This window comes from Zunongwangia sp. SCSIO 43204 (assembly GCF_019904275.1).
GTDB lineage: Bacteria > Bacteroidota > Bacteroidia > Flavobacteriales > Flavobacteriaceae > Zunongwangia > Zunongwangia mangrovi.
In genome coordinates this window covers 4,333,778-4,346,546 of sequence record NZ_CP063204.1, presented here as the reverse complement: position 1 = coordinate 4,346,546, position 12,769 = coordinate 4,333,778, and the positions used below count along the sequence as shown (strand labels likewise).

Annotated in this window: 12 protein-coding genes; 8 read left to right on the top strand and 4 right to left on the bottom strand. The window is 37.3% G+C overall.

The window, feature by feature from the left end; translation table 11 throughout:
- Window positions 1–219: 219 nt before the first annotated feature.
- The 7 genes from INR75_RS19180 (at window position 220) to INR75_RS19150 (ending at window position 8,005) form a co-directional block, all read left to right on the top strand.
- Window positions 220–1,068 (top strand): family 16 glycosylhydrolase, encoded by an 849-nt coding sequence (locus tag INR75_RS19180; protein ID WP_223090083.1) that lies wholly within the window; start codon window positions 220–222, stop codon window positions 1,066–1,068.
- Window positions 1,069–1,071: 3 nt separating this feature from the next.
- Window positions 1,072–2,301, top strand: coding sequence for a DUF2264 domain-containing protein (locus INR75_RS19175; protein ID WP_223090082.1), 1,230 nt, complete (start codon window positions 1,072–1,074; stop codon window positions 2,299–2,301).
- A 14-nt stretch (window positions 2,302–2,315) separates the two neighbouring features.
- A complete protein-coding gene (locus INR75_RS19170; protein ID WP_223090081.1) occupies window positions 2,316–3,443 on the top strand; it encodes a glycoside hydrolase family 43 protein in 1,128 nt (375 codons plus the stop codon).
- An 88-nt stretch (window positions 3,444–3,531) separates the two neighbouring features.
- Window positions 3,532–5,688 carry a family 43 glycosylhydrolase gene (locus INR75_RS19165; RefSeq protein ID WP_223090080.1) on the top strand — a complete coding sequence of 719 codons (2,157 nt, stop codon included), beginning with the start codon at window positions 3,532–3,534 and terminating at the stop codon, window positions 5,686–5,688.
- Between the two features lie 4 nt (window positions 5,689–5,692).
- Window positions 5,693–6,787: a glycoside hydrolase family 43 protein gene (locus tag INR75_RS19160; RefSeq protein ID WP_223090079.1), complete on the top strand. Its 1,095-nt coding sequence runs from the start codon at window positions 5,693–5,695 to the stop codon at window positions 6,785–6,787.
- 10 nt (window positions 6,788–6,797) lie between these two features.
- On the top strand, window positions 6,798–6,953 hold the full coding sequence (locus tag INR75_RS19155; RefSeq protein ID WP_223090078.1) for a hypothetical protein: 156 nt from the start codon (window positions 6,798–6,800) through the stop codon (window positions 6,951–6,953).
- An 89-nt stretch (window positions 6,954–7,042) separates the two neighbouring features.
- Window positions 7,043–8,005, top strand: a complete 963-nt coding sequence (locus tag INR75_RS19150; protein WP_223090077.1) for a glycoside hydrolase family 43 protein — start codon at window positions 7,043–7,045, stop codon at window positions 8,003–8,005.
- Window positions 8,006–8,102: 97 nt separating this feature from the next.
- On the opposite strand, the gene INR75_RS19145 is transcribed toward INR75_RS19150, so the two are convergent.
- Entirely contained in the window at window positions 8,103–9,425 is a 1,323-nt protein-coding gene (locus INR75_RS19145; protein WP_223090076.1) for a sugar porter family MFS transporter, read from the bottom strand.
- Between the two features lie 274 nt (window positions 9,426–9,699).
- Here INR75_RS19145 and INR75_RS19140 point away from each other — a divergent pair, with 274 nt between their 5' ends.
- Window positions 9,700–10,059, top strand: a complete 360-nt coding sequence (locus tag INR75_RS19140; protein ID WP_092543353.1) for a hypothetical protein — start codon at window positions 9,700–9,702, stop codon at window positions 10,057–10,059.
- Between the two features lie 154 nt (window positions 10,060–10,213).
- Here the strand turns inward: INR75_RS19140 and INR75_RS19135 are convergent, their stop codons facing one another.
- The 3 genes from INR75_RS19135 to rpe form a co-directional block, all read right to left on the bottom strand.
- A complete protein-coding gene (locus INR75_RS19135; RefSeq protein ID WP_223090075.1) occupies window positions 10,214–10,960 on the bottom strand; it encodes a DUF1835 domain-containing protein in 747 nt (248 codons plus the stop codon).
- 158 nt (window positions 10,961–11,118) lie between these two features.
- Window positions 11,119–12,090, bottom strand: coding sequence for a YpdA family putative bacillithiol disulfide reductase (locus tag INR75_RS19130; RefSeq protein ID WP_223090074.1), 972 nt, complete (start codon window positions 12,088–12,090; stop codon window positions 11,119–11,121).
- Window positions 12,077–12,739: a ribulose-phosphate 3-epimerase gene (rpe, locus tag INR75_RS19125; RefSeq protein WP_084840903.1), complete on the bottom strand. Its 663-nt coding sequence runs from the start codon at window positions 12,737–12,739 to the stop codon at window positions 12,077–12,079. The genes INR75_RS19130 and rpe overlap by 14 nt, the downstream gene beginning before the upstream one ends.
- Between the last annotated feature and the right edge of the window lie 30 nt (window positions 12,740–12,769).

Sequence of the window (12,769 nt, the reverse complement as noted above, 5' to 3'; positions counted from 1 at the left end):
TCTAAAAAGAATTCTAAAAATATTTACAGTGTGAGTTGAGAACTATCCCCTAAATGGAAGTATTTCCTCTGGGGATAGTTTACTTGATCATCAGGATGTTTCAAAACATGAAATGTCTTTTGAGATAAATTTTGAAGTGTATATTCTAAGTTGAAATCGAAGCCAAAAAGCTATTTCGATACCTCTTGAATTGCATTTTTTTAAGCTGAATACATTAATATGTTTCAAAAAATATCAATTTTAGTTATTTTGGTGCTGTTTTTTCAGTCTTGTGCTGCTCAGCAAAAAAGTAGCGTTCCTGAAGGATATAAACTGATTTGGGCAGATGAATTTGAAGACGGAACCAAACCAAATCCTGAATTTTGGTCTTTTGAAAATGGTTTTGTTCGAAATGAAGAATTACAATGGTACCAATCTGAAAATGCAGTTATTGAAAATGGAAAATTGGTGATTTCAGGAAAAAAAGAATCGGTTAAAAATCCACAATATCAGCCAGACAGTAGAAATTGGAAAGAAAACAGAGAGTTTGCAAAATATACTTCAGCAAGTATAAATACTAACGGAAAATTCGATTTTCAATTTGGTATTTTAGAAGTTAAAGCAAAGATCGATACTTCTATGGGGATGTGGCCGGCGATCTGGACACTCGGCATCGAAAAAGGATGGCCTTCTAATGGCGAGATCGATGTGATGGAATATTATTTAGTCGATCAAAAACCTGCAATTTTAGCCAATGCCGCCTGGAAAGGAAAAACATCTTATGTATCCTGGGATAGCGAGAAAATTCCGTTTTCAGAATTCCTTCAAAAAGATCCAAAATGGGCAGGTAAATATCATATTTGGAAAATGGATTGGACGGCAGATTTCATTAAAATCTACCTGGATAACCAATTATTAAATACGATAGATCTTACTACAACTAAAAATCCAGACGGATTTAATCCTTTTCATCAACCACATTATATTTTACTCAACTTGGCTATTGGAGGTAATGGCGGAGATCCTTCGAATACAAGTTTTCCAAGAAAATACGAAGTAGATTATGTAAGAGTATATCAGAAAAAATAAATTATGTTTAAATTATCGAATATCAGCTTTCTGCTAAGTTTACTTTTTTTAAGTTTCAATGTAAATGCTCAGGAAGTAGATCAACCGGCTCCTAAGGAAGTGCGTGAATTTTACGTGAACTCTTTAGTGAGAATAGCAGATCCTGTTTTAAGCAATCTGGCTAAAGGAAAACTAAAAGAAAATATGCCAATAGAGCGTTCCCTGGGTGCCTGGGACGATCGTACTCATGTCACTTATCTGGAAGCTTTTGGTAGAACATTATCTGGAATTGCGCCCTGGTTAGAACTTGGGCCAGATGATACCAAGGAAGGGAAAATCAGAAAAAAATATATCGAATTAGCGCAAAAAGCGATCGATAAAGCAACAGATCCAGAATCTGCAGATTTTATGAACTTCAACAAAGATCGCCAGCCTTTGGTAGATGCTGCTTTTTTTGCCCAGGGATTACTTAGAGCGCCAAAACAGTTGTGGGAACCACTTTCAGAAACCACAAAAAAGAATGTCATAAAAGCGCTAAAATCGTCTAGAGAAATCGAACCTTACTACAGCAATTGGTTGTTGTTTACGGGAATGGTAGAAGCTGCTTTACTGAAGTTTGATAAAAGCGCCGATATGGTTAGGCTTTCCTATCCAATCAACAAACACATGGAATGGTATCTGGGCGACGGAATGTACGGTGACGGACCAGATTTTCACTGGGATTACTACAATAGTTTTGTGATTCAGCCAATGTTACTGGATATTTTAAAAGCAATGGATGAAGCCGGAGTTGGCCGAAAAGATGATTTTAAAAAAGTACAGCAGCGTGCGCAACGCTACGCCAGTATTCAGGAACGATTAATTTCTCCCGGCGGAACCTATCCACCAATTGGAAGATCTTTAGCTTATCGTTTTGGAGCATTTCAATCACTTTCACAAGTGGCGCTATGGAAAAATCTAAGCAAGGAATTAAAACCATCTCAGGTTCGGGCAGCACTTTACGCTGTAATAAAAAGACAAATTGAAGCTGAAGGAACTTTCGATAAAGAAGGTTGGCTTCAGGTTGGTCTTGTTGGGCATCAAAATAATATTGGTGAAGGTTATATTTCTACCGGAAGCCTTTATTTAAGTACAGAAGCTTTTCTTGTTTTAGGACTATCTCCTGAAGATGAGTTCTGGACGGCACCGGCAAAATCATGGACTCAAATGAAAATTTGGAGTGGAAAAACCATTCCAATAGATCACGCACACTAATTCCCCCACGAAAAATGAAAAATCCGAAATTCAAATACCTCATTTTATTTGTGTTGTTTTTTACGACTGTTAGTCTAAGCGCACAATCTACCGCACCAAATTACACCGCTTTTTATCCCGGCGAAATCTGGAAAGATACGGATGGAAACCATATTAATGCACATGGTGGTGGGATTATGTTTAAAGACGGAACCTATTACTGGTACGGCGAACACAAAGGAAAATCTAGTTTGGCCCGAGTTGGGATTACCGTATATTCTTCTGAAGATCTATATAATTGGAAGAATGAAGGCGTAGCGCTTTCCGTAGCTAAAGATCCAGATTCAGAAATTACTTCGGGCAGTGTAATGGAACGCCCAAAAGTAGTTTACAACGAAAATACCGATAAATACGTAATGTGGTTTCATTTAGAATTAAAAGGTCAGGGCTATGCCGCTGCCAGAACAGGAGTAGCTACCAGCGATTCTCCAACAGGGCCGTTTACCTATTTAAAATCTTACCGCCCAAATTCCAAGAAATGGCCACAAAATTTTAAAGAAGAATGGAAAGATACTCCTAAAAGTGGTGAACCAAAAGAATGGTGGACACCAAAATGGAGAAAAGCATTAACTGAAGGAATGTTTGTTAGACGAGATTTTGAAAAGGGGCAAATGTCTCGTGATATGACGATTTATATTGATACCGATGGTACGGCGTATCACATTACTTCCTCAGAAGAGAATCAAACCCTGCATATTTCAAAATTAACCGATAATTACCTTGATTTTACTGGAGAATGGATACGTATGCAGCCTGGCGGGCAAAATGAAGCCCCGGCTATTTTTCAAAAAGATGGCTATTATTATATGATCACTTCAGGATTAACCGGTTGGGCACCAAATGCTGCAAGATCCTTCAGAGCTAAATCTATCATGGGGCCCTGGGAAAAATTAGGAAACCCGGCCAGAGGAAAACATGCCGATAAAACTTTCTTCTCTCAAAGTACTTTTATTTTACCGGTGCAGGGAAAAGAGGATAGTTTTATTTTTATGGCAGATCGCTGGAAGCCTGAAAATCATATCGATGGCCGTTATATCTGGTTACCTATCGAGTGGGAAAACGATAAACCGATAATTCGATGGAAAGAAAATTGGACCTTATAATGCTAAGGCTCAACGTTGAAACGCATTAAATTGATTAAAAAAGTGTATATTTAACACTTAACTAATAAAATCTGAAAATCTAACCACAATGAATGTCAAATTCTTATTTAAGCCGAGTGTTCTTGTTTTGTTATTATGCTCTTTAGTACTGTTTTCCTGCGCTGATGGAAAGAAAGAAAATGAATACACCGCTTACTTATTTACGTATTTTACCGGTAATGGTAATGGCGAAGAAGCAATTCGCTATGCAATAAGCGAAGATGGCTATAACTTCCATGCTTTAAACAACAACGAACCAATAATAGATTCAGATTCTATAAGCCGAAGCGGTGGTGTTCGTGATCCTCATATTTTAAGAAAAGAGGATGGCAGCGGTTATTATATGGTGGTTACAGATCTTTTAGCACAAAAAGGTTGGACAAACACAGCGATGACACTATTAAAGTCTGATGATATGCTAAGCTGGTCCAGTACGATTATCGATATTCCACAAACTTACCCAGAATTTTCTGAAGTAATGCGTGTTTGGGCACCACAAACCATTTACGATCCTTCAGCTAAAAAATATATGATATACTTCTCGATGTTAGAGCCGGGAAGTTATGATAAGATCTATTATGCTTATGTAAACGAAGATTTTACAGGATTAGAAAGTGCGCCAAAACAATTGTTTTTCAATCCAAATGAAAAAGCTTCTATAGATGGTGATATTATTAAAAAAGACGGTAAATTTTATTTGTTTTACAAAACCGAAGGTGATCGCGATAAAGGAATTAAAGTTGCCATTTCAGATTCTTTGACTTCAGGATATAAAGCAGAACCTGGTAATGTAGACCAAACCGATAAAGCCGTAGAAGGATCTGGAGTTTTCAAATTAATAAATTCTGAAGATTATATCTTGATGTACGATGTGTATATCGACGGTAGTTACCAGTTTACTAAAAGTTCAGACTTAAAGAATTTTGAGATCGTAGATGAAGATATTTCTATGAATTTTCATCCAAGACATGGTACCGTAATGCCAATTACTACTGAAGAAATGCAGCGTTTACTAAAAGCCTTTCCTTCAGATGATCTTACTGGCGTAACGGGCGCTTCAAATTCAGCTATAAAAACCAACAATATTGTAATTAAAAGCGATGAAAATACTATTTATCTTCCTGTAAAATATGGGACAGATTTAACCAATTTTGATCCTGAGCTTAAAACACTTCCTGGGGTTGCGGTTTCTCCTGAAGGTGCTCAGGATTTTTCTAATGGGCCGGTTTCTTACGAAATTTCGACAGGTGATGAGGTAGCAACTTTTAAGGTTACTGCAGCAGTTGCCAATAATCCGGTGGTAGAAGGTTACTATGCAGATCCTGAAATTATTTATTCTGAAAAAGAGAAAAAATACTATTTATATCCAACCAGCGATGGTTTTACCGGTTGGTCTGGAACTTATTTTAAAACATTTTCTTCTGAAGATCTGGTAAACTGGACAGATGAGGGCGTGATTTTAGATCTGGAAAAAGACGTTGAATGGACCAGCAGAAACGCCTGGGCACCAACCATGATCGAAAAAGAAATAGACGGAGCCTACAAATATTTCTATTATTTCACCGCTGCGCAGCAGGTAGGTGTAGCGGTTTCAGATAGTCCAAAAGGACCATTTAAAGATTCTGGAGTACCATTAATTGCAGAGAAACCAGAAGGTATTCGTGGTGGGCAAAATATCGATCCAGATATTTTTGAAGATCCACAAACAGGAAAAAATTATTTGTACTGGGGCAATGGATTTTTGGGTGTTGTAGAGCTTAATGATGATATGACGACTATAAAAAGTAAAAAACCTAAAGTGATCACTCCAGATGGTACATTTAGAGAAGGCGCTGAAGTATTTTTTAGAAACGGAAAATATTATTTTATGTGGGCTGAAGATGATACCAGAAGCCCTAATTATAAAGTGAGATATGCCACAGCTGATAGTCCGCTTGGGCCGCTTAATATACCTGAAGATAATATCGTGATCCAAAAAGATGTAGAAAAAGAAATTTTGGCTACAGGTCATAATTCGGTTATCCAGGTGCCTGGAAAAGACGAATGGTATTTGGTATATCACCGTTTTACACGTCCTAAAGGAGAAGCGATGGGAAGAGCTGCGGGATACCATAGAGAAGTTTCTATCGACAGTCTAAAATTTAACGAAGATGGTTCGATCATTGAAGTTAAGCCAACTTTAGAAGGCATCGCACCTTTACAATAAGATCATGAGAAATTGGACGCGATTTTGTATGTTTTTGATGCTTATTTTTGGAATTGTTTCTTGTAAACAAACTGCCTCTGAAAATAAAGCTGAAATAAATTCCGAAGAAAATCTAGACACAAAAACCCAGGTTCAGGATAAAATGGCCGCTTATTTAATGGTCTATTTTAAGGATAACGACCATAGCCTGCACATGGCTTTAAGTAAAGACGGTAAGAGTTTTACCGATATCAATAAGGGTGAAGCCGTAATTGCGGGAGATACCATTGCTGAACAAAAAGGAATTCGCGATCCTCATATCTATCGCGGGCCAGAAGGAAATTTCTACCTGGCAATGACAGATCTTCATATTTTCGCAAAACGTGACGGACTGCGTGAAACCGAATGGCAACGTGAGGGTGATAAATATGGCTGGGGGAATAATCGCGGATTTGTACTAATGAAATCCAGCGATCTAATTCACTGGAGTAAAGCAAATGTTCGTTTAGATCAATCTTTTGATGGTTTTGATGAAGTTGGAGCAGTCTGGGCGCCAGAAACGATATTCGATAAAAAAGCGGGTAAATTCATGCTGTATTACACCATGCGAATGGGTAATGAGCGTAACCAGATGTATTATTCGTATGTAAATAAGGAGTTTGATAGTTTACTTACACCGCCACAATTGATCTTCGATTACCCAAAACAAGTCTCTTATATCGATGCCGATATTAGTGAAATTGGCGATAAATTTCATATGTTTTACACACCACACGATGGTACGCCTGGAATAAAGCAGGCAGTTTCTTCAGAAATTAATAAAGGATATCAATATCAGGAAAAATGGATCGATGAAGAACCACAAGCTAGTGAAGCGCCAAATGTGTGGAAGATCATCGGTGAAGATAAATGGATCCTGATGTACGATATCTACGGAATTCAGCCGCATAACTTTGGATTTTTAGAAACCACAGATTTTGAGAATTTTAAAAATCTGGGACATTTTAATGAAGGAGTGATGAAAACCACTAATTTTTCTTCACCAAAGCACGGTGCGGTTATTCATCTTAGTCAAAAAGAAGCTGAAAAATTAGCCGATCATTGGGATTTTGACTTTTAAAACCTGAGGTATGAAAGTGAAATTTGGATTCTTAGTCTTGCTATTTCTTTCGCAGTTATCGATTGCCCAAAAGAATATGGACGCGTATCTTTTTGCCTATTTTGAAGGTACAGGAAAAGGCGAACTTAGAGAAAGTTTTACCACAGATTTTTTTCCGGCATGGTAGCGTAATTGGTATTACCAAAGAAGAAATAAAGCGGCTTAACGATAAATGGGGTGGTGCACCCGAAAAAGAATAAATTAAGATTAGTGAAAATGAGAAAAGTTATTTTAGTGATGATATGTTCACTGTTTGGAGTGAGCATTTATGCGCAAAAAGATTCATCTATGGTTTTTAAACCAACACAAAATCCAATCTTTACGCATAAATACACTGCAGATCCTGCTGCTTTTGTAGACGATGATGTGCTGTGGTTATTTACCGGGCACGATTACGAAGGTGGCCAAAAAGGATATAAAATGAAGGATTGGCTGGTGTTTTCTACAAAAGACATGAAAAACTGGGAAGAACATCCTATTCCTTTAAAGATTACTGATTTTAAATGGGCAACAAGTGGAGATGCTTATGCGGGCCACGTAATGAAAAGAAATGATAAATACTATTGGTACATCAGCACCAACTGGAATGGTATAGGCGTTGCGGTTGCAGATAAGCCAGAAGGTCCTTACAAAGATGCATTGGGAAAACCATTATTAACCAATGAAGATTGTTTTGCATCTACACATTCCTGGACTTGTATAGATCCTGCGATTTTTGTTGACGACGACGACCAGCCCTGGATCTTTTGGGGAAATGGTGTTTGCTATTACGCCAAGCTTAAAGATAATATGATAGAGATTGAAGGAGAGATCAAGAAAATAGACTTTGAAGGTTTAGAATTTACTGAAGCTCCCTGGGTTCACAAAAAAGACGGGAAATATTACCTAACCTATGCTACAGGTTTTCCAGAGAAAATCGCTTATGCTATGGCCGAAAATATCGAAGGACCTTACGAATATAAAGGTATCTTAAATGAGATTGCTGGAAACAGTAATACCAACCACCAGGCGATCGTAGATTTTAATAACGAGTGGTATTTTATTTACCACAATGGAGGAATCCAAACTGATGGTTCCAGCTATAGTAGATCTGTTTGTATCGAAAAAATGGAATACAACGAAGATGGTACGATTAAGCCTATCGTTATGACGACTAACGGAATTTATGACGAAGAGTAAATTACCTCAGGGCAAGCCCATAAGGCATTCGTCGGAAATAAATTTATAATTTCATGGCAAGCCTTCGGGTATTATAGCCTTTGGCGGTGTCAACAAATTATTCTCTTTCAGATAGCCCGAGGCCAAGGTCTTCTAAAGATTTTCCTTTGGTTTCGGGCATCATAAATTTTACGTATAATAGTTGTAAAACCATCATAAACGCAAAACAGGCAAATACCCATCCTGCACCAATACTTCCAAATAAAACTGGTACCAGTGACGGGATGATCGCTGCAAGTACCCAGTGTGTTGAAGATCCAAATGCTTGCCCGCCGGCGCGTAAATGATTCGGGAAAATTTCAGAAATAAAAACCCAAATTACAGAGCCCTGCCCAATCGCATGTGCTGCGATAAAAATAAAGATGAAGATAGGAACGCTCATCCCGCCCCAATCTAAAAAGAATGCAGCCGAAACCATTGCTAAAGAAACAATATAACCAATAGATCCTATAAACATTAAGGTTCTTCGTCCTAACCTGTCGATTAAAAATAAGGCAAGGAAGGTGAAAATTATGTTGGTAACGCCAACCCCAATACTACTTAATAAAGAAGCACTTTCTTCTAAACCGGCTTCTTCAAAAATTCTTGGTGCGTAATAGAGTAGGGCATTTATTCCCGAAAACTGATTGAAAAAAGCAATAAGAAAAGCTAAGATCAAAGGTTTTCGATATTTTTTCATGAAGATGTTTTCTTTGGAAGATTTTCCATGATCTGCCTGTCTTTTAATTTCTGCGATCTTGCTGTCTAAATCTTTAGAGGTGTCGATTTTCGCTAAAATAGAACGTGCTTTTTCCATTTTGCCCTGCGAAATTAACCAACGCGGACTCTGCGGAATAACCAGCACCAAAAATGTATAAATTAAGGCAGGTAAAGCTTCCATGCCAATCATCCAGCGCCAGGGTTCGCTTCCGGTTTCTCGTAAAAGATAATTTGAAGCATAAGCCGCTAGCATTCCTAAAACAATATTGAATTGATAAAAGGCCACTAATCTTCCCCGATCTTTTTCAGGAGCTATTTCAGAAATATAGGCGGGCGCAGCGATCGTTGAAGCTCCAACTCCCAAGCCACCAATAAATCGAAATATCCCAAAGGTATAAGGATCATCTACCAGGGCAGATCCCAAAGCTGAAATCACGTATAAAATTCCTATAAAAAATAAACTCTTTTTTCTTCCGAGGAAATTTGTTGGGAAACTTCCAAAGAGTGCTCCGGCAACCGTACCCCATAATGCCATACCAATTACAAAGGTGCCATGAAAGGCATCTGAACTTTGCCAGATTTGTTGTAATTGCTTCTCAGCTCCCGATATCACTACGGTATCGAAACCAAATAGAAATCCTGCAAACGCGGCACAAAGTGACCAGAGTACGATTTTGTTCATTTTGTTAAAATAAAATTTAAATTTTTTTAGAATATAGCCATTTTTATTGAAATGATAATTTAAGCTTTAAAATTTCAGGAATTTGTATTTCAGGAGATTAGTGAAAATATGCAATTATTTGATTCTGATTTTAGGCGGGGTAAAATTGAGACACCTACGAAAACGATATTGTGAAGATTTTATATCTTCGAGTTAAACCTTACACAAATGCTTTTTTAAGTCTATGGATTGAAACTATTTTCGCTGAGTATTAACAACAAAAAAACTAAAAACTATGGCATCTTATTTAAGAACGGAGGAGATTAAAACATCATTGAGGGTATTGGTAAATCAGTATATCGAGGAGTGCACGGATTGTGAAAAAATTCCGCAGGACTTTATCGATTTGCTACGTCATAATTTTTTAGCAAAGTTTGTTTTTTATAACAAGAATGATAAGACTATAGAAATTGGCATTAATCAGGGATCATCGCCACAAGGATATCCAAATATTAAAGTATTTAGTTTCCCTGTGCATAAAGCTACAGAATGGTTGGACGAATCATTTAAAAGTGAAAAGAACGACCTTGAATTCTACGGAAAACTATTAAATAGAAATGAAATTATTAGCTCATCAGAATTAGTGTTGATCTAATAAATACTTAAATGTTGTGATACATGCCCCGGAAGTTTCTTTCGGGGTTTTGTTTTGTTGGCACCGCCAAAGGGTATGATGCCTCGAGGTTTGCCTCGAAATTAAATATTTATTCCCAACGAATGCCTTGTGTGCTTGCCCCGAGGTGTTTTACTTATCGAAGTTTTCGTGCTTTTTCAACAAGTGTTTTCACCTGAAGATCACCAAAACCGTAGATGCTTTCGCTTTTACTGAATTCTTTAAAAACAGGAATAAATTCTTCAGTTTTCAGCTCATTCATGATTTCTAAAATTACTTTTACCGGGCGGCCAGGATCATTTTTATGCGGAATCCTAGCTATATGAGCTTCAACTGCTGGTAGCAAAAAAGGAAATTCTTTTTGAAGATTTTTAGCCGCTAATTTTAATTCTTCCAGATCATTGTTTTGATAATATAGCCAGAGTGCTGCAAATTCTTGAATGTTATTTATCGATTTTCGATGTTTGTAGGCTTCAATTAATTCGGTTTTACTTAATCCGCCAAAACCAAATTGACTAAGTTTATTTGGCATCACTAAAAAAACCTTGTTCAAATGTGGATTTTGAGCAATTAAGGTGCTTACAAACCAAAAATTAACCTGGCAAAAAAGATCATGCTCAAACCAAAGATTAATTTCGCAGTCTTCCTCAATATCTAAGATCTTTTGAAACTCAGATTTTACCTTTTTAAGGTAATTTTCTTCAGTTTCAGCATAAGTTTTAGCAATAAAAGCGGCTCTTATTGTGAAAAATCGGTCAAAATCTTTTTCCTGGGTTGGGCCTTCGATTAAACATTCGCGTGCAATGATTAAATCGCCTGTAATCGTTGTGGGAAATTGATGTTTTAAGGCATCGCCGTTTAAAATGTGATATTCAGCTGACATAAGAAAAAAATGAATACCTAAAGATAATTCATTTTAACACAAAAAAAGAAATCCCAAATTCAGCAAAAATCAGTCTTGAAATTGCATAATTTGAGATTCTATTTTTTACCCCTCACTAAGGGGGTGATTTCACTTCGCTTGTCCCAAGGTTCTTGATTTTACCCAACAATGTTGGCTACGATAAGTTTCGCGTGAATACGTGAATTTTCTATAAACCATTTGTGAGTTTCCATTCCGCCGCAAATAACACCGGCAAGATAGATCCCGGGAATATTGGTTTCCATCGTATTTTCGTCGTACATCGGGATGCGCTTACTTTCATCTTTTAGAGAGATCCCTATTTTATTTAAAAACTCGAAATTAGGTCGATATCCGGTTAGAAGCAGCACAAAATCATTTTCGATATGGACTTCGCCGTCCTGGGTTTGTACGATAACTTCAGTCTCTTTAATTTCTTTGATGCTCGAATTAAAATGTGCTTTAATGCTTCCTTCTTCGATCCTGTTTATGATATCTGGCCTAACCCAATATTTCACTCGTGGCCCAATATCTTCAGCTCTAACAATCATTGTTACATCTCCGCCTTTTCGATAAATTTCTAAAGCAGCATCTACAGCCGAGTTGCTAGCACCTACAACAATGGTTTTTTGAGTGGCATAATAATGAGGGTCATCGTAATAATGCGCTACTTTAGGGAGTTCTTCTCCTTGAACGCCAATATAATTTGGGATATCGTAAAAACCAGTAGCCACAACAACATTTTTAGCTTTATACGAGCCTTTTGTGGTGATCACTTCTTTTACAGCCGAATCTGATTTTACTTCAGTAACCTTTTCGAACAAGCGAATGTTCATTTCGTTAGAAGTAGCAATTCTGCGATAATATTCTAATGCTTCCGCTTTTCTGGGCTTAGGATTGGTGCTTATAAAAGGAATTCCGTCCAGCTCCAATTTTTCAGAAGTAGAAAAGAAAGTCATATTCGTGGGGTAATAGTAAAGGCTATTTACCAGACAACCTTTTTCCAGGATTACATAGGATAAGCCGTGTTTTTCAGCTTCTAGACCGCATGCAATTCCTATGGGGCCACCACCTATAATTACAATGTCGTAAGTATCGTTATGAGTTTGCAAGATTCTTAAGATCTTTAATAGTTTCTAATTGATTTTCAGCTTTAAAAACAAAACTACCGGCAACCAGAACATCTGCACCAGCTTTTGTTAATTCTAAAGCATTTTTATTGGTTACCCCACCATCGATCTCGATCAAAGTTTCAGCGTTTTGATTAAGGATCATTTCTTTTAATCGGCGTACTTTATTGTACGTATGCTCAATAAAAGATTGTCCGCCAAAACCGGGATTAACGCTCATTATAAGTACTATGTCGATATCTTTTATCACATCTTTCAATAAATCTACATTAGTATGCGGATTTATAGCAACGCCGGCTTTCATACCTTCGGCTTTTATTGCTTGTAAAGTGCGGTGTAGATGTGTGCAGGCTTCAAAGTGTACGGTAAGATGATCTGCGCCAAGCGCTGCAAAGTCTTTGATGTATCGATCTGGATCTACGATCATAAGGTGTACATCCAAAGGCTTTTTGGCATGTTTTTGAATCGCTTTTAAGACTGGCATTCCAAATGAAATATTGGGAACAAAAACACCATCCATTATATCGATGTGAAACCATTGTGCTTCGCTATTATTAACTGTTTCGATATCGCGTTGCAGGTTAGCAAAATCTGCAGCGAGTAGGGAAGGGGCAATTATCTTTTCTTTCATTGTTACAGAATGTTTCTCTAACAAAAATAC

Excerpts from the sequence above, each read along its gene's own strand:
- INR75_RS19180 (WP_223090083.1), top strand. The coding sequence starts at position 220 with ATGTTTCAAAAAATATCAATTTTAGTTATTTTGGTGCTGTTTTTTCAG.
- INR75_RS19155 (WP_223090078.1), top strand. The coding sequence starts at position 6,798 with ATGAAAGTGAAATTTGGATTCTTAGTCTTGCTATTTCTTTCGCAGTTA.
- INR75_RS19135 (WP_223090075.1), bottom strand. The coding sequence starts at position 10,960 with ATGTCAGCTGAATATCACATTTTAAACGGCGATGCCTTAAAACATCAA.
- INR75_RS19150 (WP_223090077.1), top strand. The coding sequence starts at position 7,043 with ATGAGAAAAGTTATTTTAGTGATGATATGTTCACTGTTTGGAGTGAGC.
- INR75_RS19140 (WP_092543353.1), top strand. The coding sequence starts at position 9,700 with ATGGCATCTTATTTAAGAACGGAGGAGATTAAAACATCATTGAGGGTA.
- INR75_RS19175 (WP_223090082.1), top strand. The coding sequence starts at position 1,072 with ATGTTTAAATTATCGAATATCAGCTTTCTGCTAAGTTTACTTTTTTTA.
- INR75_RS19170 (WP_223090081.1), top strand. The coding sequence starts at position 2,316 with ATGAAAAATCCGAAATTCAAATACCTCATTTTATTTGTGTTGTTTTTT.
- INR75_RS19165 (WP_223090080.1), top strand. The coding sequence starts at position 3,532 with ATGAATGTCAAATTCTTATTTAAGCCGAGTGTTCTTGTTTTGTTATTA.
- INR75_RS19160 (WP_223090079.1), top strand. The coding sequence starts at position 5,693 with ATGAGAAATTGGACGCGATTTTGTATGTTTTTGATGCTTATTTTTGGA.
- INR75_RS19145 (WP_223090076.1), bottom strand. The coding sequence starts at position 9,425 with ATGAACAAAATCGTACTCTGGTCACTTTGTGCCGCGTTTGCAGGATTT.
- rpe (WP_084840903.1), bottom strand. The coding sequence starts at position 12,739 with ATGAAAGAAAAGATAATTGCCCCTTCCCTACTCGCTGCAGATTTTGCT.